This window comes from Sediminispirochaeta bajacaliforniensis DSM 16054, from assembly GCF_000378205.1.
GTDB lineage: Bacteria > Spirochaetota > Spirochaetia > DSM-16054 > Sediminispirochaetaceae > Sediminispirochaeta > Sediminispirochaeta bajacaliforniensis.
The window spans coordinates 96,618-116,672 of record NZ_KB899411.1 but is presented as its reverse complement, the minus strand read 5'-3'; the positions used below and the strand labels follow the sequence as shown (position 1 = coordinate 116,672).

General features: G+C 51.6%; 20 protein-coding genes. 14 read left to right on the top strand and 6 right to left on the bottom strand.

Going from position 1 to position 20,055, the window contains the following annotated elements; all coding sequences use genetic code 11:
* Position 1 precedes the first annotated feature (1 nt).
* The 7 genes from F459_RS0107325 (at position 2) to F459_RS0107295 (ending at position 6,503) form a co-directional block, all read left to right on the top strand.
* Positions 2-640, top strand: a complete 639-nt coding sequence (locus tag F459_RS0107325; protein WP_020612081.1) for an amino acid ABC transporter permease — start codon at positions 2-4, stop codon at positions 638-640.
* Positions 641-655: 15 nt separating this feature from the next.
* Positions 656-1,396 (top strand): amino acid ABC transporter ATP-binding protein, encoded by a 741-nt coding sequence (locus tag F459_RS0107320; protein WP_020612080.1) that lies wholly within the window; start codon positions 656-658, stop codon positions 1,394-1,396.
* Between the two features lie 30 nt (positions 1,397-1,426).
* Positions 1,427-2,527, top strand: a complete 1,101-nt coding sequence (locus F459_RS0107315; protein WP_020612079.1) for a pyridoxal-phosphate-dependent aminotransferase family protein — start codon at positions 1,427-1,429, stop codon at positions 2,525-2,527.
* Positions 2,524-3,291, top strand: coding sequence for an SDR family oxidoreductase (locus F459_RS0107310; protein WP_020612078.1), 768 nt, complete (start codon positions 2,524-2,526; stop codon positions 3,289-3,291). The genes F459_RS0107315 and F459_RS0107310 overlap by 4 nt, the downstream gene beginning before the upstream one ends.
* A gap of 32 nt (positions 3,292-3,323) precedes the next feature.
* Positions 3,324-4,346: a zinc-dependent alcohol dehydrogenase gene (locus F459_RS0107305; RefSeq protein ID WP_020612077.1), complete on the top strand. Its 1,023-nt coding sequence runs from the start codon at positions 3,324-3,326 to the stop codon at positions 4,344-4,346.
* Positions 4,343-5,296 carry a C-terminal binding protein gene (locus F459_RS0107300; protein WP_020612076.1) on the top strand — a complete coding sequence of 318 codons (954 nt, stop codon included), beginning with the start codon at positions 4,343-4,345 and terminating at the stop codon, positions 5,294-5,296. The genes F459_RS0107305 and F459_RS0107300 overlap by 4 nt, the downstream gene beginning before the upstream one ends.
* Positions 5,297-5,450: 154 nt before the next feature.
* Positions 5,451-6,503 (top strand): LacI family DNA-binding transcriptional regulator, encoded by a 1,053-nt coding sequence (locus tag F459_RS0107295; protein WP_033301406.1) that lies wholly within the window; start codon positions 5,451-5,453, stop codon positions 6,501-6,503.
* Here F459_RS0107295 and F459_RS0107290 read toward each other — a convergent pair.
* On the bottom strand, positions 6,495-8,891 hold the full coding sequence (locus F459_RS0107290; protein WP_020612074.1) for a glycoside hydrolase family 31 protein: 2,397 nt from the start codon (positions 8,889-8,891) through the stop codon (positions 6,495-6,497). The genes F459_RS0107295 and F459_RS0107290 overlap by 9 nt on opposite strands.
* Positions 8,892-9,006: 115 nt before the next feature.
* Here F459_RS0107290 and F459_RS0107285 point away from each other — a divergent pair, with 115 nt between their 5' ends.
* Positions 9,007-9,636: an SGNH/GDSL hydrolase family protein gene (locus F459_RS0107285; RefSeq protein ID WP_026294939.1), complete on the top strand. Its 630-nt coding sequence runs from the start codon at positions 9,007-9,009 to the stop codon at positions 9,634-9,636.
* A 61-nt stretch (positions 9,637-9,697) separates the two neighbouring features.
* Here the strand turns inward: F459_RS0107285 and F459_RS0107280 are convergent, their stop codons facing one another.
* Positions 9,698-9,922 carry a DUF3783 domain-containing protein gene (locus tag F459_RS0107280; RefSeq protein ID WP_020612072.1) on the bottom strand — a complete coding sequence of 75 codons (225 nt, stop codon included), beginning with the start codon at positions 9,920-9,922 and terminating at the stop codon, positions 9,698-9,700.
* Between the two features lie 113 nt (positions 9,923-10,035).
* Between F459_RS0107280 and clpB the strand changes: the two genes are divergently transcribed.
* Positions 10,036-12,630, top strand: a complete 2,595-nt coding sequence (clpB, locus tag F459_RS0107275) for an ATP-dependent chaperone ClpB (protein ID WP_020612071.1) — start codon at positions 10,036-10,038, stop codon at positions 12,628-12,630.
* Here clpB and F459_RS0107270 read toward each other — a convergent pair.
* Together F459_RS0107270 and F459_RS0107265 are read right to left on the bottom strand one after the other, a co-directional pair.
* On the bottom strand, positions 12,627-13,652 hold the full coding sequence (locus F459_RS0107270) for a DUF3187 family protein (RefSeq protein WP_020612070.1): 1,026 nt from the start codon (positions 13,650-13,652) through the stop codon (positions 12,627-12,629). The genes clpB and F459_RS0107270 overlap by 4 nt on opposite strands.
* Positions 13,649-14,284 carry a nucleotidyltransferase family protein gene (locus F459_RS0107265; RefSeq protein WP_020612069.1) on the bottom strand — a complete coding sequence of 212 codons (636 nt, stop codon included), beginning with the start codon at positions 14,282-14,284 and terminating at the stop codon, positions 13,649-13,651. Before F459_RS0107265 ends, F459_RS0107270 begins: the two co-directional genes overlap by 4 nt.
* A gap of 76 nt (positions 14,285-14,360) precedes the next feature.
* Here F459_RS0107265 and F459_RS0107260 point away from each other — a divergent pair, with 76 nt between their 5' ends.
* From F459_RS0107260 to F459_RS0107235, 5 genes are all read left to right on the top strand, one after another.
* A complete protein-coding gene (locus F459_RS0107260; RefSeq protein ID WP_154651649.1) occupies positions 14,361-14,738 on the top strand; it encodes a hypothetical protein in 378 nt (125 codons plus the stop codon).
* 189 nt (positions 14,739-14,927) lie between these two features.
* A complete protein-coding gene (locus F459_RS0107250; protein WP_020612066.1) occupies positions 14,928-16,208 on the top strand; it encodes an ABC transporter substrate-binding protein in 1,281 nt (426 codons plus the stop codon).
* A gap of 37 nt (positions 16,209-16,245) precedes the next feature.
* Positions 16,246-17,133, top strand: coding sequence for a carbohydrate ABC transporter permease (locus F459_RS0107245; protein ID WP_026294938.1), 888 nt, complete (start codon positions 16,246-16,248; stop codon positions 17,131-17,133).
* Between the two features lie 9 nt (positions 17,134-17,142).
* Positions 17,143-17,994: a carbohydrate ABC transporter permease gene (locus tag F459_RS0107240; RefSeq protein ID WP_020612064.1), complete on the top strand. Its 852-nt coding sequence runs from the start codon at positions 17,143-17,145 to the stop codon at positions 17,992-17,994.
* Between the two features lie 54 nt (positions 17,995-18,048).
* Entirely contained in the window at positions 18,049-19,209 is a 1,161-nt protein-coding gene (locus tag F459_RS0107235; protein ID WP_020612063.1) for a vWA domain-containing protein, read from the top strand.
* On the opposite strand, the gene F459_RS0107230 is transcribed toward F459_RS0107235, so the two are convergent.
* Complete coding sequence (locus tag F459_RS0107230) at positions 19,193-19,636, bottom strand: outer membrane protein assembly factor BamD (protein WP_154651648.1); 444 nt, start codon at positions 19,634-19,636, stop codon at positions 19,193-19,195. The two genes, F459_RS0107235 and F459_RS0107230, sit on opposite strands and share 17 nt — an antisense overlap.
* Before the next feature lie 22 nt (positions 19,637-19,658).
* Positions 19,659-19,952: a hypothetical protein gene (locus F459_RS0107225; protein ID WP_013253536.1), complete on the bottom strand. Its 294-nt coding sequence runs from the start codon at positions 19,950-19,952 to the stop codon at positions 19,659-19,661.
* Between the last annotated feature and the right edge of the window lie 103 nt (positions 19,953-20,055).

Here is a 20,055-nt window from a genome sequence, read left to right as displayed (position 1 = left end):
TATGGCAGATATAATAACAATAGTAAAATTTCTCAGCACCGGCGTCATAGCGCTTATAGAAGTCATTCCTGCAAGCGTAGCTATTTCCTTAGTGCTTGGTGTTATCATCGGTATTCTTGGCTATTTACAGATACCAGCCATACGCTACATCGTCTCTGCATATATCATAGCAATGAGAGGCCTGCCCCCTCTGACATTACTGCTGCTTGTCTTCTTTTCCGGAAGTTTTGTCAGCCCAATTGTTACAGCCATTGTGGTACTTTCTGTTTATCACGGAGCATATATTGCGGAGATTGTCCGTGCCGGTATTTCTGCAATTCCAAAAGGACAACACGAGGGTGCCGATTCTATCGGTTTGTCCGTTATTGCGAAAATGGTGCATGTGATCATGCCGCAAGTTTGGCTTTCAATTATTCCTTCACTTGTTGGGCAATACATTATTCTGATAAAGGATACAACGCTTATCTCGGCCATCGGGGTTATGGAGTTGTTAAACAATGCGCGACAGATCATGCAGGTTGTGTATCGGCCTATCACTGTCTACGTTATTGTTGCCGTCTTTTTCTTTGTAATCTGCTTTTTTCTCGAAAATCTTTCGAAACATTTAGAGCGAAGAATAAAAGCAAAAACGATTCTCTAGGGAGCATTATCATATATGGAACAGGATAAACGAGTAGTGGTCGAATTCAAGGATGTCGTTAAGCAGTTTGAGGATGATCTTGTTGTATTAGATCATCTGAACATGAAATTCTACGATGGAGAAACTCATGTTCTGTGCGGCAGAAGCGGTGCCGGCAAAAGCACGCTCATACGATGTATTAACTATCTTGAAAGTATTAATGCGGGAGAGATCCTTGTCGAAGGAGAAGCGGTAACAAAAAAACGTGCAAGGGCTATTCGAAAAAAATGCGGGATGGTTTTTCAGTCCTTTAATCTATTCCCTCATATGACGGTCCTTGAAAATGCCTTGTTAGGCCCAATGAAGTCTTTGAACAAGCAAAAGGCCGAAATCATCGAAAAGGTTGAATCCTATTTCCATAAAGTCGGTCTTGCCGAAAAGATGAAAGCCCTACCCGGAGAACTTTCCGGGGGGCAAAAGCAGCGTGCCGCAATTGTGCGGGCGCTTGCAATGGAACCAGATCTTATTTTGTTTGATGAACCGACTTCGGCCCTTGATCCGGAAATGATTGGTGAAGTACTGAATGTCATGAAGCAGCTATCTGATGAAGGCAGGACAATGCTTGTTGTTACCCATGAAATGGGGTTCGCCAGAGAAGCTGCCGACAAAATATCTTTTATGGATGCCGGTAAGATTGTTGCCACAAAAACCCCGGTCGATTTTTTTCATGATCCTGGACATGAAAGTGTTGAGCGCTTTCTTAAGCAAATTCTTTAATACACACAAAAGGAGGGGAGGGTTGACCGTATGATCAAAGAAGAATACCAGCTCTTTATTCCCGGGCCTATCGAACTGTCCGGGGAGGTTCTCGAGGAGTTAGCGGCTCCCATGATGCCTCACTTCGGGACGGAATGGGCAGAGCTTTATAAAGAGACTACCGCACTGGCTAAACAGATGTTTCAAGCAGAGGGTGAACTCTATATTGTTCCGGGCTCAGGCAGTGCGGCCCTTGATATGGGAATAGGCAACCTTGTCTATGGAAACAAGTCGGTGCTGGTCGTTAGCAACGGTTTTTTTGGGAATCGATTGTTCGAGATGGCGCAGGGCTTTTCGCCGAAAGTTGAACTTCTGGACTTTGGCTTTGCACAGGCTGTGGATTGCCAGCGTGTCAAGGAGGCTCTTGCAAAAAAGCACTACGATGTTTTGATGGCGGTACAGGTCGAAACCTCTATCGGTATTCTCAACCCGATAGAGACGTTGGCGTCACTCACAAGGGACTCCAACACGGTCTTTTTTGTCGACGGAGTATCATCGATAGGGGTAGAGCGGATGCTGATGGACCGGTGGGGTGTTGATGTTTGCGCCTCCGCTTCTCAGAAGGGACTTGAATCCCCTCCGGGTCTGGGCTTATTGGCCTTTAATGCGAAGGCATGGTCTCTTATGGAAACGACTTCCCGTCCCGATTGGTATCTCAATCTCAAGGTATGGAAGCGTTACGAACCCTACTGGGGGCCGACGCATCCGCAGCTTGTAACTCATGCCGTGCCGATTGTGAGAGCGATGACGGTTGCATTGAAACATATGCTTAAAGACGGCTATGAGCAGCATATCGATTCATATGCTACTATTACCAGGTATTTCCGAACGGAATTGGAAAAACAGGGCTTTCAACTGTATATAAAAGATGGCTATGCTCACGGGCTTACGGCTGTTACCATCCCCGGCGGCAAGGCTGGGGAACTTGTTGAGTATTTCAAGCAGCAGCACCGCATTCTTATAGGCGGCGGTTTGGGCCCGTCCAAGGGGCTTGTTGTGCGTATCGGCCATATGGGTTCGGTTGCCGATCGGAAGCATCTGGACAAGATTCTCTCAATTTTTGCGGAAGCCAAAAGCAGTGTGCCATTATGAAAAGTACGGGGGAATCGTTTTTAGGGAAGACTGTTTTTATCACCGGATCAAGTAGAGGCCTGGGGAATACCTTTGCCAGGGCGTTTGCGGCCGAAGGTGCCACCGTTATCCTGCATGGCAGAGATAAGGATCGTCTTGAGCAGGCCCGCTTGGCAATGAAACAGGAGAGCTACGATGTATACGCTGTTTCCTTCGACGTTACCGACCAAGAGGCCGTACGGCAGGGAATCGATCATATCGAGGAGAATATCGCACCAATCGATATTCTCATGAACAATGCGGGAATCAATATACGCGATCACTTTCTCACCATGAGCAGAGAACACTGGGAGACCGTACTAAAAACGAATCTCGATAGTGTCTTTTACGTCGGGCAAGCCGTTGCAGCATATATGGCAAAGCGAAAGAGTGGAAAGATTATCAATACCTGTTCTTTGCTGAGTGAGCTTGCCCGTCCGGGGATCCCTGCCTATACCGTTTCAAAGGGCGGTGTAAAGATGCTGACAAAAGCCATGGCCATTGACTTGGCCGCTTTCAACATTCAAGTGAACGGTATCGGTCCCGGATATTTTGAAACTGAGATGAATCAACCCCTGAAAGCCAATGAAGCCTTTGATACGTGGCTTAAACAAAGGACTCCTATGCAGCGGTGGGGTGATGAAGCGGAACTATGTTCAGCCGTTCTTTTTCTTGCCGGAGGGGGATCCAATTTTATGACAGGACAAATCGTCTATATCGACGGTGGAATCCTCGCATCTTTGTAATAGTCGAATGGTAAGAGAGGTATAACAAGATTATGCGAACACTTGAATATCGCGGCAACGCAACGATCGGGATTGGAGAAAAACCGATTCCGGAGCCCAACAAGGACCAGGTACGTATACGAATAGCCTACGCAGGTATCTGCGGCACCGATATGCATATCTCCGACGGGCAACATCCGAGGGCCAAGGCAGGATTAACAATGGGACACGAATTTTCCGGAATTATAGATAAGGCAGGCAGTGATACCACCTTTACTCCCGGAGAGCATGTGATTGTAGAGCCCCTTATCAGCTGCGGAACCTGCTACAGTTGCCGTGCCGGTTTCCCGCACGTCTGTGCGAACCTTGGTTTGTACGGCATCGACCAGGACGGAGGCTTTGCCGATTACTGTGTCGTTCCTGCACAAAGTGTCTACCGTCTTCCCGATTCCATCCCGTTGGTGCATGGGGCGCTTGTCGAACCTTTGGCGGTTGGAGTTCATGCGGTACGTTTGTCTCGAACAAAGGTCATGGATACCGTCTTGGTCATAGGAGGCGGCCCTATCGGTTTTTTTGTTGCTACTGCGGCACGCCAGGCCGGAGCGGAGGTCCATATCGCAGAGATTAATCCCTTTCGGCGGAGGATTATCGAAGAAATGGGTTTCTCTCTCTTCGATCTTCCTTCCGATGGCGATATGACCAGACGGGATGAGGTAACAGACGGGAAAGGCTTCGATGTGGTGTTTGACGCAGCGGGAGGGGCGCCGACGCTCCGTTCCGCCGTTGATCTTGCAAGGGTGCGTGGAGAGGTGGTCATCGTTGCGGTGCCTCCTCAGGATCGGGTGATCTCATATACGCCCATCGCCTTTAAGGAGATCTCATTTGTCGGAGTAAGGGTATATGAATACTATGACTTTAAACGCGCAATACAATTGCTTGAAGGGCTTACCATCGAGCTCTCAAAGCTCTACCGCGTCTTCCCTCTTAGACAATATCAGGAGGCCTTTAAGGCAGCAAAACAGGGGGATGGGGTAATGAGGGTTCTTTTTTCCCTGGGAGAGGGTGCGGCCGTATGAGTTTTCTTGTTGCGCAAGTTGATTATGATTACCCCGATACCAGGATTGAACGAGAAATTATTGAAGCAGCCGGGGGAGAGCTGAAATCGGCCCATCTCCGGGATGAGCAAGAGCTTATCGACTTTGCTGCCGATGCCGATGCCGTTATCGTTCAATATGCTCCAATCACCCGCAATGTGCTTGAACACCTTCCTTCATGCAAGATTGTCAGCCGATATGGCATTGGTATCGACAATGTCGATGTCGTTGCTGCCCAGGAGCTGGGGATCTATGTCGCCCATAACCCCGAATATTGTATCGACGAAGTTTCCGACCATGCATTGGCCATGATCATGACCCTGCAGAGGCAAATAGCCTCCGGTACCGATCTTGTTAAACAGGGAATGTGGGATTTTACGAAACTCACGCCGATAAAGGCTTCGTCACAAACTACCATCGGTATCATCGGCTTTGGGCATATCGGCCGGAGAATTGCGCAAAAGCTGCAGGCCGTTGGCTTTCCCTGCATTGCGCATGATCCCTATGTATCTCAGGAGACATTCGATTCCCATGGTGTGCGTAGGGTCGCCCTGCCGTACCTTATGCAATATGCCGATTGCATCACGGTTCACTGTTCTCTTACCGATGAAACCAAAAACCTTGTAGATGCTGCCATGATAGGGCTCATGAAGCCTGAGGCTTATATTGTAAATACTTCCAGGGGGCCGGTCATCGACGTAGATGCGCTTTCCCTCGCTCTTCGTCAGGGAAAAGTAAGGGGAGCGGCCCTCGATGTGCTTCCCGAAGAGCCTCCGAAGTCGTTTGAGGAGATCGCCCATTTGCCTTCTCTGCTGCTCACTCCCCATATCGCCTTTTATTCGGAGACCGCCATCGTTGAATTACGTTCATCAATTGCCAGGCAGGTTGTCCAGGTCATGCAAAACGAAGCTCCTCGGTATAACGCCTACTAAAGGTCCCTCCCCCTTTTTTGCCTCAGAAAAAGGGGGGGCTTGATCGAAACCCTATGTGAAAATTTTCGATTCCCTTTTTTGTCGATTTTCCATTACAATTTTAAAGTATGAGCGAAACGTGCCTGAAGAAACCGCAGAAGGTGGGTACTTGAGAATGAAACGAATCACAATTAAGGATATTGCTGCTGCCTCAGGCTATTCGAAGACCGCTGTTTCCTTTGCCTTCAACCGCCCCGAACGAATCTCCGAACAGGCGCGACGTGCCATCTTTCAGGCAGCCGAACGACTTGGCTATATTCCCGACCCTTTTGCGAGGAATCTTTCCCGCTGCAGTTCCGATACCATAGGCCTTTTACTCCCTCAACCCGTGGAACACTCCTTTGAAAATCCCTATCTTGTCGATATTGTCCGAGGAGTGGGCCGCGAGTGTCATGTGCGACAAAAAAGCCTTTCCATCATCCCTCCCGTGAAAGGGCGCCTCTCAGAACTCGCTGGCGAGGCCGCTGTCGACGGAATGATCGCAATCGGTCTCGATCCTGATGATGAACTCCTTGAGGCGCTTCGACGTCGGGAGCTTCCCTTTGTCACCATCGACGGCGACGCCGTGGCTGGTGTCCCGTCGGTAGGAATTGACGACCGCAAGGCGGCAAAAACCGCTACCGAGCATCTACTCTCTCTGGGCCACCGACATATTCTGGTCCTTGGCTTGTGCGCACCCGACCCACCGGTCAATTATCGCTACAGCTCCCTCCATGCCAGACGTCTTGCAGGTATCCATGATGCTTTCGAATCCCTCTCGCTTCCCGACGACCCGGATGATGTGCTCATATTCGAATCGTGTGAACTTACGCCCGACGCCGGTGCCGAGGCAGTTCGTCGTATTTTTTCATCGCCGTCTGAGGAGGCCTTTTCACTCCCAACGGCCATCTTTGCCTTCAGCGACATCATAGCGGCGGGGGCTCTTCGTGCCCTGCGGGAACTTGATATGCCCGTTCCCCGCTCCGTTTCGGTCCTGGCCTTCGACGGATCATCTATCTCGAATCTTACCGTGCCTCGCCTTTCTTCCATTGTGCAACCTGGGGAAGAGAAGGGCAGCTGTGCCGCAGCCGCCCTCTTTTCTCTCATTCGCGGCGAGAAGGCCGAATCCGCTATACTTCCTTTTTCCCTTCGTTTGGGAGACAGCCTTGCGCCTCCTTTCTCAGAGTGAGAAGTCGATAGGTCCTGCACCGCGCTGAATTTCTATGACTTCCGTGGGATGATCTTCTCCGCGGTGCATATAGAATTCGATGTCCGTTTCAGGACCCTCTCCTTCAATCGTTGCGAGGGAGAAATGCAATGTCGATGACGAACTACGTTTAAGTACTGCACGACTTGTTCGGAAATCGGTTTTGTCGCCCGAGAAGATACTGATTCCGTCGTCTTCCCTGATAATGCAAAAGCTTTCGCCGAAAGCTTCCTCTCGTGAGGGGAGAAAGAGATGCAGCTGGAGGGGATTCCACCAGGCATCGGTGGTATGCTGTGCCACCTTGCACATCGGGAGGATTGTTCCCGTTCGAACAAAAAGAGGAATCTGATCCAAGGATGCCTTAACGAGAATATCTTGTCCGCCAAGATAGCGTTTCCCCGATTCCACCTCTTCCCATATTCCTTCCGGAAGATAAACCGACCGTGCCCGTGCCCCGGGCGTCAGTATGGGGGCCACCAGGAGGGAAGGACCAAAGAGGTATTGGTCCGATACGGTACGACATCTTGGATCATCCGGGAACTCCCAAAAGAGCGGACGCATGATCGGGGCCCCCGTTTCTGCCGCCTTGTGGAAAAGCGAATAGGTATAGGGAAGGAAGCGGTAGCGTCGCTCGATTGCCAGTTTCGCCCCCCTCTCGACCTCGGGCCCGAAGGCCCAGGGTTCATGGGGGCGGGTGGCAAGGTTGCTGTGGCCTCTGAAAAACGGGGTGAAAGCGGCATAGGCAATCCATCGTGCAAAAAGCTCTCCGCTGGCATTACTCTGAAAACCTCCGGCATCCGACCCGGTAAAGGGCACCCCGCTGATGCCAAGTCCTATGAGCATGGGAATCGACATTGCCATATGCTCCCACCAACTATTGTTGTCGCCGGTCCAAAGGGCCGCATAACGCTGGATTCCCGCATATCCGGCCCGGGAAAGTACAAAGGGCCTTTCGTCCGGTTTTGCCGATTGTATGCCTGCACGGGTTGCTTTGCACATTCCCTGTCCAAATACATTGTGAAGTTGAACAAAGGGAACCTCGCCGCCGTCTCCGACGCTTCGGACGGAATTGGGGAGGGTGAAGTTATAACGATTATAGGGATCACCGGTAAAATCGGCCGGCTCATTCATATCGTTCCAGATACCGGAAACCCCCAATTCCATGTGCTGCTTCACATGGCCGCTCCACCACCTGCTCGGCTCCTTCCTGGTGAAATCGGGGAAGGCGGCCTTCCCCGGCCATACCTTCCCGATATAGGGCTTCCCGTCCTTGTCAGCCAAAAAATATCTTTTTTCGGTCCCTTCCTGAAAAACATCGTATTCTTCTTTTGCCCCGACTCCCGGGTCGATGATGGTGACGACTCGAAAGCCCTTCTCCTTCAGTTGTGTCAGTAACTTTCTGGGATTGGGGAAGCTTTTCCCATTCCAGGTAAAGACCTTGTAGCCCTCCATATAATCGATATCAAGATGAATGACGTCGCAAGGGATCGCTTTTTGCCGGAAGGTTTCGGCAAGATGGGTCACCTCTTCTTCGGTAAAGTAGCTGTATCGACTCTGGTGATAGCCCAAGCTCCAAAGCGGTGGAAGGGGCGGTTTGCCGGTGAGACGGGAGTAGTGGGCAAAGGCATCTGCAATGCTTGCTCCGTTCCAAAGATAGAAACGCAGCCGTGAAAGGGGGGCCGCCACTGTGCAGCGATCACTCCGGCTGTCGGCGAGATCGAACCAGCTTTTTCCCGGCTCGTCCAGAAAAAGGGCGCTTACGTTATCGCCTGTATGACGATAAAGCAGTGGAATTGAAACGTACAGAGGATCTCTCTCCGGAGTATGACGCGGTTCATCGCTGTTCCACATCTGATAGGTCCTGCCTCGGCGATCGAGATTTCCACTCTTTTCCCCCAGCCCGAAAAACTGTTCGCCTTCTTGCGTCAGGAATGTGAGACCCGAGAGTGTAGGGGAGAGCATAACCGCTCCATCCGCCAGGTCAAAGATGGCTCTCCCGTCCGCATCACATATCATCATGGCCCCGGATACGGGCTCTACCTCGACACGTCCTCCTTCCCACTCTGCCGTGACGAGGTTATCTTGTTTTCCTGCGGTAACGAGGAGAGGCGCAGGCTCCTCCTCTACAGCCCAGCTTTGGTCGCTTCGAGCGGGAAACGGCCTCTTTTCCGTCTCGCTGTGACAACTTACCGTCAGTTCTACAAGACCGCCCTCTCTCGGCTCTACCATAAGTTCGGCCTCTTCGAAATCAAAGGTGATGGCATACCCATCGATGGAGAGATCATAAGAACGCAGAGTTCCGGCGCTCTTCAGGGAAGTTCCGATGTTCGGGGATAGTGCTTCTATTAGATCGCTGGATACATTGTTCATGCTGATTGCTCCTTGACCGCTGTTGATTTGGTATGTAAACCGGTTTAGTTATCATCTTAGGGTACAAGGTGATCGATTGTCGGTCAAGCCCTTTTTATGTGATAATTCAGATACTATGAAGACAGCATTATGTTACGGAGATTCCAATACCTGGGGACACAGGCCTGAAGATGGAAGCCGCTATCATCGTGACCAGCGCTGGCCTGGGATCCTGCAAGATAAGCTGGGGCCTGAGTGGTTTGTTATTGAGGAGGGGCTTTGCGGGCGAACCACGCTTTTCGATGATCCCCTTATGGAAGAGCGAAACGGAAAGCGTTATCTGATGCCCTGTCTTGAGACGCATGCCCCTCTCGACCTTGCTGTCCTTATGCTTGGAACAAATGATCTAAAAATGCAGTTTAATCTGCCTGCCGAGGCCGTGGCACAGGGTTGTGAGATCCTCGGAAACATGATTCTTTCCAGCGGCTGCGGAATCGCCGGAGGTGCACCTAAGCTGCTTTTGCTCGCGCCGCCACCGATTATCGAGACGGGTTGTTTTGCCGCCTCGTATACAGGGGGGGCGGCAAAATCCCTGCATTTTGCAAATCTTTTCAGGGATGTTGCAGATCGTTTGGCTTGTTCCTTTTTTGATGTGGCGACCGTTGCATCTTCAAGCCTTGTGGATGGTATCCACCTCGACCAGGATGGCCATAGGGCCCTTGGAAGGGCGCTTGCCGAAACTATTAGCCGCTTAGGCCTTAATTGATGGATGAATTTCCCTCAAGTTTGCCTACTGTTCCGAATTCTGGTGGTTGAAGGAGTATAATCTATTTTGTCGATGGCGGGTTTTCCTTCATGTATTCGTGCTCTTCCCTGACCTCACGAATAAGCTGACCGACCTGCCACTGTATATTCGTCGGGGTTGTTACCGAAAAAGCCACTCCCTGGGGATCTTCTATGACCGACTTTACGGCCCTCATGATGGCCACCGCTTCCTGGTTGTTGAAACCGTGAAGCAGCACCATTCGTTCGTCTTTTTTCTCTTCTTCCATAATCATCCTTTCAATTTGACCGCCGACAAAAGCGTAAGTATTTTATAAGCGTAAAGAAAAATCGGAGTGCAATCAACCGAAAAGATATAGACATATAAGATAGAGGTGCATCTATGCGATACGAAAACATGACGGTAAAGGTACAGGAGGCGTTTCAGGAGGCCGACTCCATCGCCCGGGACTACAATCATTCAACTATTGAACCGGAACACTTTTTGCTGGCCTTGCTGCGGCAGAAAGACGGTGTCGTGCCGCCTCTTCTCGACAGGCTTGGGGCCGATCGAGGAGCCATAGAAGCCGATGTCCAGGAGGCTCTCGAATCAAAGCCCAGGGCCTACGGGAGTGCTTCTCAGATTACCCTTTCTGCGGAGATGGGTAATATCCTCCACAAGGCGGAGCAGGAATCAAAGGGGCTGAAAGACCAATATGTAAGTGCTGAACACATCCTCCTTGCTATGCTATCCGTGGGGGGGGGCGCTGCGGACTTGCTCGGGCGACAGGGGGTTACCCGGGACAGAACCTTCGAGGCTCTTCGTGCTGTCCGTGGAAATCAGCGTGTGACCGACCAGAACCCTGAGGAGCGTTATCAGGTCCTTGATAAGTATTGTAAGGATCTCACGGCTCTTGCCAGGAGAGAGAAGCTCGATCCTGTCATTGGAAGAGACGAGGAAATCCGTCGGGTAATGCAGGTGTTGAGTCGGCGGACAAAGAACAATCCCGTGCTGATCGGCGAACCGGGGGTCGGAAAAACCGCCATTGCCGAGGGGCTTGCCCGAAGGATCGTTTCCGGTGATGTCCCCGATTCTCTTAAAAACAAGCGTCTGCTTGCCCTCGACCTTGGAGCGCTCATTGCTGGGGCTAAGTTCAGAGGAGAGTTTGAAGAGCGTCTTAAGGCCGTTATCCATGAGATAGGGGAGTCGGACGGTCAGATTATTCTCTTCATCGATGAGCTTCACACCCTTGTCGGCGCGGGAGCTGCCGAAGGTTCCACCGATGCGAGTAACCTTCTCAAGCCTGCCCTTGCCCGGGGAGAATTGCGGGCAATTGGTGCCACGACCCTGGATGAGTACCGAAAGCATATCGAGAAAGATCCTGCGTTGGAACGCCGCTTTCAGCCGGTGATGACCAGCGAGCCTTCGGTGGAAAGCACCATCGCCATTCTCAGGGGACTTCAGGAGCGTTACGAGGTACATCACGGGGTCAGGATCAAGGATGAGGCGCTGATCGCTGCGGCCACCCTTTCGGACCGCTACATCACCAGCCGTTTCCTGCCCGATAAGGCGATAGACCTTGTCGACGAGGCTGCCAGTAGGCTCAAGATGGAGATCGAGAGCCAGCCCATCGAACTTGACAAGATCGAGCGAAAAATTCTTCAGCTCAATATCGAGCGTCAGGCCCTGGTCCGGGAGGATGATGAGGCAAGTAAGGAGCGTTTGGAGAAGCTCGACCGTGAACTGGCCGATTTAAAGAGCGGTAGGGACGCCATGCGGCTTCAGTGGAACAATGAAAAAAAGGTGATCGATGGGATTCGTGAGCTGAAAAGTCGTCTCGAACAGTACAAAAGCGATGAGGTCCGTTTCGAACGGGACGGGAATCTCACCGGTGCCGCAGAGATAAAACATGGTAAGATACCGGAGATCAAACATCAGATCGAGGAAAAAAGCGCCGAGCTTGCAAAAATGCAGGGCCAAAGCGCGCTGCTCCGTGAAGAGGTTACCGAAGAAGATATTGCCGAGGTTGTCTCAACCTGGACCGGTATTCCCGTCAGTAAGATGCTTGCAAGCGAGATGGCAAAGTATCTCCAGCTGGAATCGACCCTGGAAAAGCGGGTGGTCGGCCAGAAGGAGGCGATCCGTGCCGTCAGTGATGCCATCAGGCGAAACAAGACCGGCCTTTCCGACGAGGCCAGACCTCTCGGTTCCTTTATCTTCATCGGGCCGACGGGAGTTGGAAAGACCGAACTTGCCAGGACTCTTGCCGATTTTCTTTTTGACGACGAGCGCGCCCTTACCAGAATCGACATGAGCGAATATATGGAAAAGCATGCGGTCAGTCGTCTTATCGGAGCGCCTCCGGGCTATGTCGGTTACGATCAGGGGGGGCAGCTTACCGAGGCGGTGAGAAGGCGCCCCTACTCGGTGGTCTTGTTCGACGAAATCGAAAAGGCTCATCCCGATGTTTTCAACATCATGTTGCAGCTTCTGGATGATGGAAGGCTGACCGACGGCCAGGGGCGTCTGGTTGATTTTCGCAACGCCATCATCATCATGACCAGTAATATCGGAAGCGACCTTATTCTTCAGGCTGAAGACGGCGACGAAATCAATGAGAAGGTACATCAGCTGATGCGTGCCACCTTTAAGCCCGAATTCCTCAACCGGGTTGATGAGATCATCACCTTTCACCGCTTAGGTAAGGAGGAGATTCTCTCTATTGTCGATATTCAGCTCGAGCGGCTCCAGCGGCGGCTTGCTTCGCAGCATATCTCGCTTGTGCTGAAGCCTAAGGCGAAGGAGCTTCTTGCCTCCCTCGGCTATGATCCTGCATTTGGTGCCCGCCCGGTAAAGCGGACCATCCAAAATCTGCTTCAGAATCGGCTGGCAAAGATGATGCTCGCAGGGGAGATCCAGGATGGCGGTGGGGCCGAGGTTTCGGCTTCGGGAGGAAACCTTACCTTTAAGCCCTTTGCGCCGGCACCGAAGGTCTAACGGCCTCCGGTGCGGTGGCTCCAGGAGATGTGAAAGCCGATATCGGTTGCGGCAAAGGTAGAGAACTCCTCGCTGAAACCAAAGTCCAGGGTGTCGCGGGGGCTTGTCCGAAGGCAGCCCCCGAGCAAAAAAACGGCCGAGAACGTATCCGTACGCTCATATCCGAGATGAAAGGGGCTTGTTGTTCCCGAAACCGAAAACTTTGCACTGACCTCCTCGCCGAAGCATCTTCCGATGGTGAAATCGAAGAGGACTTGCAGATCGTCCAGATCTTCGGAATCCAGGAACCTCGGGGTACTTGTTCCCGCCAGTGAGCCTGAGGCCTGAAGAAAGTAGGGGCCTGTCTCAACGGCGAGGTAGCATCGTATTCCTGCCTTGAAGCTCTCTTTTTTCGATGCTGCAAGGGGGTGGTCGGGGACGAAGAGAGGAAGGGCGCTCCAAAGTCCAAGGCTCATCGTTGTAAAAAACTTCCCAACCCTCTTATCCTGAAAAAGCAGCAACCTCGGTTCCAAAGTCATGTAAAGCGATCCAAGATTATCATCCGTTTCCAGGATGGTCTGATGATCCTGATATACGATGAAACTCGTCTCGTTGGGATCCCTCAATTTTCGCCCGCCGTTGGGAAAACCGAAAAGGTTGTGGAAACCGTTGATGATGGGATCGAGGAACCCTCCGTATTGGCCTGAGGCTTGAAGCCCGACAATGAACTCGCTGCGACTATTCAGACCGATCCTGGCCGAGAGATCGGCTGCCACCCCTTCCGAATCAAGCTCGAGGTCGATGGTGGTGTCGTCGTCCTGCAGCCCCTCGACGATGTAATTGTTTCCGTAGCTTATCGCCGCCTTGAGAAAAACCTCTCCCTCGCCGGCAGTCTGCGCCGGATTGCAGAGGGGTTGGGCCCCTGCGGTATAAAGGGGGTGGAGGTTGAAAAGCACAGGAGGAGCTATCATGTCCTGGGGAAGGGCTGAGGCGATACACGGGATGATCAGGAATATAAAAAGTATGGCAGGAGCGCGATTCATTGTTCCCGTGTACCCCTTTCCTGTTCGACAGCCATTCGATAGGCCTCCGGTGTGTCAACGTCCTGCACCTGTCCTTTGTTTGATATGGGAAGCTCCAAAAGCGTATGCTGAGCAAGGACCCTTTTCATTGCAGAGTCATCGGGTTCCCCCATAATCGTTTCTCCTACCGTGTAGCTACAGAGAACGGGGTGGGCAGGCAATCCCTGAAAGAGCGGCCGAATCACCTCTGCTCTGCCGCTTTCCCTGCAGAGGCAGCGATATCCTGCAGTCGTGACTGCGGGCATATCAGCAAGGGCGATGAAAAAGGGCGTCCCGGCATTGTTTCCCTCGATTTGCCGCATCTTTGCAACCCCCCGCCGTATGCTTGAGAACATCCCCTTTGGATATTCGTCATTTCTGACCGTTGTGACGGCGGCATGGTCGAAGGAGAGGCCTTCTATATAGCTTTCGAGTTCCTCTGCCCGGAAGCCCGTGACAACGATAATAGTACGGCAACAGGCGGCCGCCGCCCGCAGAGAGGCTTCGATAATAGTACCGTCGCCATAGGGAAGCATCAATTTCCATGTGCCGCCCATGCGGCTGCTGGTTCCTGCAGCCGCCATGATACAATAATAGGGTGTTCGCTCTTTCATGCTCACCTACTGTACCCGGATTTGGAAATTCTTGCCAGCAAGCGTTATCACGATTATCCTTAAGGGGGAGGTGCTTATGGACAAATATGCATTCAAACAAGAAGCCAAAGCGCTGCTTTCGGAAGCAGAGGCCATGATCGATCTCGATGATTCCCGCCAGCTCGATCAGACGGCGGCCACCCTGGAAGGCTATCACTATGCTCCGACCCTGCTCTGGCCCGTCAACGGCTTCGTCCGCATGGATAAGGAGAAGCTATTGCGGGTGATGAAAGAGGCTTTTGAGTCTGATGATGATGCTTTGATACGCTACGGCTTCGATACTTCCGCAGATCTTGACGAAAAGCGGCTGCTCCAGATGCGTTCCCTCCTGCACCATTATCGCTTTCTCCTTCGTCTTCGTAAGGGAGAAGCCGAGGCCTGGGATCGGTTTAGCGAACTGTACGAGGACGATTGACTATGAGAAGGAAGCCATGAAGCGTGTTAGAAAGGTGCTAAAAAGAGTCGATTCCTCCCTTTTGTACCACCTCTTTGGCCGAATATGATAGAATGATGGGCATGTCTTCGATTTCCTTTCCACCCTTGATACCGATTATTCTCATGACGTGAACAGTGTGTGAAAAAACAGATATGAGGAGTAGAACAGATGAAATATCCGATGCGGACAACCGGACGGGCGTTATGCTTTGCAGCTGGCCTTGTCCTCGTTTCTCTTTTTTCCGGTTGCGACCGGCAAGATGCAGGTGAGGACGAGATTGTTCTCAAATGGCCGACCATTTGGGTGGGGAAAGATTCGAAGGCTCCGATGGTTGAGAAGCTCGTTGCCGAATTCAACGAGGAGCACGCAGGTAGTATTAAGGTCGAAATTGAGCCGAATCCCGACTACGACGGATATCGGAACAAGCTTAATACGGCCATAGCCAGCGGACAGGTACCGGATATTTTCGTTTTCAATCCGGATCCGACAACCTTCCAGTATTACGAAGGCGACCTTTTGATGGATTTTTCCGAAGATCTTAAGGGCTCTTGGGGGGACACCTTTGTTTCAGGTACCATCGACGCGGCCACTAAAAACGAGATGGTAAAGTCGATCCCGTACGAACAGGCCATCACCCCGATTTGGTACAATCAGGCACTTTTTGATAAGGCCGGCATCGGCTCCTTTCCAAAAACCTTTGATGAGTTCTGGGCTGCCTGCGACAAGTTGAAGGCGGCAGGCATCGTTCCCACGAGCCAGATGACGGGCGGAACCAATGCCTGGACCAGCATGTTGTGGTACAGCCACATCGTGGCCGGGCTTGGTGGTCCTGATGTCTGGAAGAAGCCTTTTTCCGATCCTGTCTTTGAGAAGGCGGCGGCTATCCTTCTGCACATGTACCAGGACGGAAATACGACCAAGGATGCTGTCGGCGGAGATGCCGCTGTTTCCGGGGGACACTACCTGGCAGGAGACACGGCGATTTTCATCAACGGGCCGTGGTATATCGGCAGGGTAAAAAGCGATGCTCCGGAGGTATATGCCCATACCAAGGTGACTGCGGCGCCTCAGACTCCGGGGGGCAGTTCAGGGGCTCAGATTGGTTTTCTCCTTTCCAATCTGGCTGCGGCAAAAACAGATGATCCTACCCGTCGTGCTGCCGTCATTAGCTTTATGAAGTGGATGACCGCTCCTGAGAACATAAAACGGATTTCCATGGATTCGGGGAGCCTTTTTTGTGTAAAATTTCAGGTCGGTGATGAGGCTGTGGACCCACTCCAGAAGCAGTTTATGGAAGCGGCTGCCAACGCCACCTTTATCACCTCTCACTTTCAGGGCAATGTCACAACCGATGTGGCCGCCGAATTCGGCCAGGCCTTGGGGAAGATGGTCCTCGGGGAGGCCGCTCCGAAGGAATTTGTGGATCAGATTATCGAAGCGACCGAATAGGCGAACGACGAACGGTTTCGTTCCAACGGGACAACATATGAGTGCATCAAGAACGAATTGGAAGGGGATCATGCTCTTTCTTCTACCGGTGGCGCTACTGTATTGTGCCTTCTTTCTCTATCCACTTGTCTTTGTCTTTGTCACAGGTTGTACCTCCTGGAACGGCATCAGGGCGATGTCGTTCACGGGGCTTAGCAATTACATCAAACTTTTCGGAAACGGGACCTTTCGCCTCTCCCTTCGTAATAATTTCATATGGGCCTTTGCTCTTGCCTTTATACAGGTGCCCCTTGCCACGATAACGGCGATGGTCCTGGCAAGGAAGCCCAGGGGGTGGCGTTTCCTGCGGACCGTCTACTTCCTTCCCAATGTCATCAGTCAGGTTGCAATCGCCATGATGTGGATGGCTCTCTATAATGCCGAATACGGCATACTCAACCATTTTTTGTCGGCGATCGGGCTTGAATCATGGACTCATAACTGGTTGGGAGAGATCGGGACTGCACTTCCTGCCGTCATCGCCCAGCAGGTGCTCTATATCGGTTATTTCATGATCATCATCCTTGCCGGTATCCTTTCTATTCCCGACTCATTGTACGAGGCCGCGGAAATGGATGGGGCCGGGGTCCTGCGACAGGAATTGTATGTCACCCTGCCCATGATCCGGGGACTCCTTGTCACCTCCATGACCCTGGCCGTTGCCTACGGCCTTAGGCATTTTGAGGCAACCTACCTGATGACCAACGGCGGACCTGCAAATTCCACCAGCGTATTGGGGCTGTTGCTTTACAAAAAGATGGGGGCCCTTGACTATGGCCAGGCCAATGCCATCGGATCGGTCCTCGTTCTGACAGGGGGCCTCCTTATCATTTTCATCCGCAGAATATTCGGGCGTGTGGAATCTGCCAGCGAGACGGTACAGTAGGTGAGAAGTATGGGAAGGAATCGTTCACCATCATTAATAGCGGACCGTGCGGCAAGCCTTGCAAAATGGCTTTTTTTGCTTTTTTTCCTCATCATCACCCTCTTTCCCCTGATCTGGCTGGTGATTTCCAGTTTCAAAACCAATCTTGAATTTCAGACCAAACCTTTTTCCATCCCTGAGCTGTGGCAGTTTGCAAACTATATTAATGCTGTCTCCATAAGTGGCCTTCATTTGCTGTTTCTGCACACCATTGTCGTCTCCTTTGCCTCGACGGCCCTCAATATCCTTGCAGCATCCATGGCTGCCTTTGTCATAAGCAGGGAGCCCTTTCGGGGACACGAAACCGTCTTTAATATTGTGGTTGCCGGAATCTTAGTCCCCGTTATCGCACTCATGGTTCCTTATTTCCGCCTTATCAGCGGCCTGGGCCTTTACGATACGCTTTTCGGCTTGATCATAACCTATGCCGCCGTCAGCATCCCCGTATCGGTTTTTCTGATTCACGGATTCATGCGAAGCATCCCCCGGGAGTTGGAGGAGGCGGCGGTTATCGACGGTTGTTCCCTGGCTCAACGCTTTACCCGGGTGATTTTCCCTCTCAGTAGGCTCGGGTTGGTAACGGCCGGGACCTTTGTTTTTCTTTTCAGCTGGAACGAATTTATCTATGCACTGCTGCTGACCAGTTCGGTGAAGGCGAGGACCCTCCAACTGGGAATACGATTCTTCAAAAGCCAGTTCATTACCGATTATACCAGCATGTATGCGGCCATTGTCCTGAGCATTATTCCGACCATCTTCGTCTATATCCTGTTTCACGACAAAATCATCAAGGGGATGACAAGCGGAGCCGTGAAAGGGTGAGCTATCGGCAAAGCCCTGCTTATCAGCGGGGTCTTTGCTGCCGATACTTTCTATATGAAGGCTCCAGCTTATTGTATCGCTGCTGTTTCGTTCTTGCTGGCATGTATGCTTGCATCGCCGTTATATGCCCAGGAGAGCGATCTGATCCTAACGCCCGACGATCTTGTGATCGAACAAAGCCTGGAGGGCGGTTATTACCTCTATATCCGCGCCAAGAAGGGTATAGGGTCGGTGCTTCTTACCGAATCTACCGCACATCCTGATAGGCGGGTAGATAGCTATGCATTTCAGAATCCGAAGTATCATCCGGCGAACGGGAATGAGATCAGGATGCTCGATGGCAAAATTCTTGATCCTGCGGAAACCGGTCGTTATTTCCTTGTCGATTCTTCTCCAGAGCCCCATCCCCAGCTTGGATCGGCTTTCCGGATTTTTATCCCTTATGTGGTGCAGTTCGGTTATGAATGGTCGCGTAACGGCAAAATTCAGATCCTGGACGGAAGCTGGTTTAACATACGTACCTTTTCCCTTCCCTATGCCGATTATGAAGGTTCTTTCGTCGACAATCCCTTTGTCGTGCGGGTCATTCAGCATCCCCTTCCTCCTCCCGAACCCGTCGAACCGGAGGAAGAGCCTGATCGGAGCCGGTATATGAAAGAGGCCCTTGAAGCCTACGAAGAGATCAGCGAAAACGGGGAGGGAGAGATCATCTACGGAAAGGGTGAGGGCGACCTCATCGGTGATATAAAGAAACTCATCGACAAGGCCGATGGCGACAGCCTTGATTTGGTTCTCTGTCTCGATACCACAAAGAGTATGGAAAACGATATCCCCCATCTGAAAACCTCACTGATTCCGATGCTGAAAGAGGTGAGTGGACGTTTTGCCCGTTTTCGTTTCGGCCTTGTTCTCTACAGGGATTACTACGAGGAATATCTGACCAAGACCTTCCCCTTTCAGGAGGATTTTTCATCGCTCCAGCGGGTACTGTCTGGAATTCGCGTTTTCGGAGGAAGGGATATCCCCGAAGCCGTGTATGAAGCGCTGTATGCCGGCATACACGAATACCCCTGGTCCGGTGATGCCAAAATGATCATTCTCGTCGGGGATGCTCCCCCTCATCCTATGCCGAGGGGGAGAGTGACCAAGGAGCTGGTCTACACCGACGCGGAGGCGGCGGGGATCGAATTAAACGTAATTATTCTGCCGCAGTAGCAGGCGGTGGCTGATTCCCCTGCTGCTGTTGCCTGATTTCTTCGCTTACCTTTGTGGCGAGGACTTTGGGCCACTGGGGGTAAACCGCCGCCTCTTCGCTCCGGTACTTTTCCAAAAGCGCATCAAATAATCTCAGAGCTTCCTGGTCGTTACCCATTTTATGGGTCAGAAAGGCTATTTCATATTCGGCTTCAACCCTTCTTGAGGTTTCATTCGGGTAACTATCCAGAAAGTAGTGGTAATACTCAATTGCTCGCTGGTATTTATCATTTGAGGCCGCTTCCTGGGCTTGTTGAAAAATTTGCGCCGGTGTGAGATCGGAGAGAACCGGCTCAGGTTCTGAGGCGCAGGACGCAAGCATAGAAAATGATAGAATCGACACAACAATGGCTGCCGTGAGATAAGAAAACAGGTTTCTGCATTTCATGTTGATGGTTAACCTCGATTGTCTAGTATTCCGACGGAGAGTAAATTTCATCCTTAATCGGGAGGTTCTTTTTTAACTCCTTTATAAAATCGCGACTTTCTCCCATCTCTTCATAATGGGGACAGTCCGAAGCATCTCTTCGCGAAACGGTGAAATACTTGTGGAGCTTTTCCTCGCCCAGTTTCTTTCTCCATTGCCCGGCTTCGCATCGGATACGGAGTTGATAGCTGCGTCCGTCTCCGGCAGGTACACGAACCGTCTTGCAGTGAATACAATTGGCACAATACCGTTTTTCGTCATCTTCGCAGCCGCTCATATTTCCCCCTTTTTGTTTAGCGGTATAGTACAATGATCGAAATAGCACCGTCAAGAGTTGAGATTTTTCCTCTCTCAGCAGCTACTTTTCCAAATACTCAAAA

Excerpts from the sequence above, each read along its gene's own strand:
- F459_RS0107280 (WP_020612072.1), bottom strand. The coding sequence starts at position 9,922 with ATGGAAGAAGAGAAAAAAGACGAACGAATGGTGCTGCTTCACGGTTTC.
- F459_RS0107285 (WP_026294939.1), top strand. The coding sequence starts at position 9,007 with ATGAAGACAGCATTATGTTACGGAGATTCCAATACCTGGGGACACAGG.
- F459_RS0107315 (WP_020612079.1), top strand. The coding sequence starts at position 1,427 with ATGATCAAAGAAGAATACCAGCTCTTTATTCCCGGGCCTATCGAACTG.
- F459_RS0107240 (WP_020612064.1), top strand. The coding sequence starts at position 17,143 with ATGGGAAGGAATCGTTCACCATCATTAATAGCGGACCGTGCGGCAAGC.
- clpB (WP_020612071.1), top strand. The coding sequence starts at position 10,036 with ATGCGATACGAAAACATGACGGTAAAGGTACAGGAGGCGTTTCAGGAG.
- F459_RS0107325 (WP_020612081.1), top strand. The coding sequence starts at position 2 with ATGGCAGATATAATAACAATAGTAAAATTTCTCAGCACCGGCGTCATA.
- F459_RS0107265 (WP_020612069.1), bottom strand. The coding sequence starts at position 14,284 with ATGAAAGAGCGAACACCCTATTATTGTATCATGGCGGCTGCAGGAACC.
- F459_RS0107235 (WP_020612063.1), top strand. The coding sequence starts at position 18,049 with ATGAAGGCTCCAGCTTATTGTATCGCTGCTGTTTCGTTCTTGCTGGCA.
- F459_RS0107260 (WP_154651649.1), top strand. The coding sequence starts at position 14,361 with ATGGACAAATATGCATTCAAACAAGAAGCCAAAGCGCTGCTTTCGGAA.
- F459_RS0107320 (WP_020612080.1), top strand. The coding sequence starts at position 656 with ATGGAACAGGATAAACGAGTAGTGGTCGAATTCAAGGATGTCGTTAAG.
- F459_RS0107245 (WP_026294938.1), top strand. The coding sequence starts at position 16,246 with ATGAGTGCATCAAGAACGAATTGGAAGGGGATCATGCTCTTTCTTCTA.
- F459_RS0107300 (WP_020612076.1), top strand. The coding sequence starts at position 4,343 with ATGAGTTTTCTTGTTGCGCAAGTTGATTATGATTACCCCGATACCAGG.
- F459_RS0107230 (WP_154651648.1), bottom strand. The coding sequence starts at position 19,636 with ATGAAATGCAGAAACCTGTTTTCTTATCTCACGGCAGCCATTGTTGTG.
- F459_RS0107270 (WP_020612070.1), bottom strand. The coding sequence starts at position 13,652 with ATGAATCGCGCTCCTGCCATACTTTTTATATTCCTGATCATCCCGTGT.
- F459_RS0107290 (WP_020612074.1), bottom strand. The coding sequence starts at position 8,891 with ATGAACAATGTATCCAGCGATCTAATAGAAGCACTATCCCCGAACATC.
- F459_RS0107225 (WP_013253536.1), bottom strand. The coding sequence starts at position 19,952 with ATGAGCGGCTGCGAAGATGACGAAAAACGGTATTGTGCCAATTGTATT.
- F459_RS0107310 (WP_020612078.1), top strand. The coding sequence starts at position 2,524 with ATGAAAAGTACGGGGGAATCGTTTTTAGGGAAGACTGTTTTTATCACC.
- F459_RS0107295 (WP_033301406.1), top strand. The coding sequence starts at position 5,451 with ATGAAACGAATCACAATTAAGGATATTGCTGCTGCCTCAGGCTATTCG.
- F459_RS0107250 (WP_020612066.1), top strand. The coding sequence starts at position 14,928 with ATGAAATATCCGATGCGGACAACCGGACGGGCGTTATGCTTTGCAGCT.
- F459_RS0107305 (WP_020612077.1), top strand. The coding sequence starts at position 3,324 with ATGCGAACACTTGAATATCGCGGCAACGCAACGATCGGGATTGGAGAA.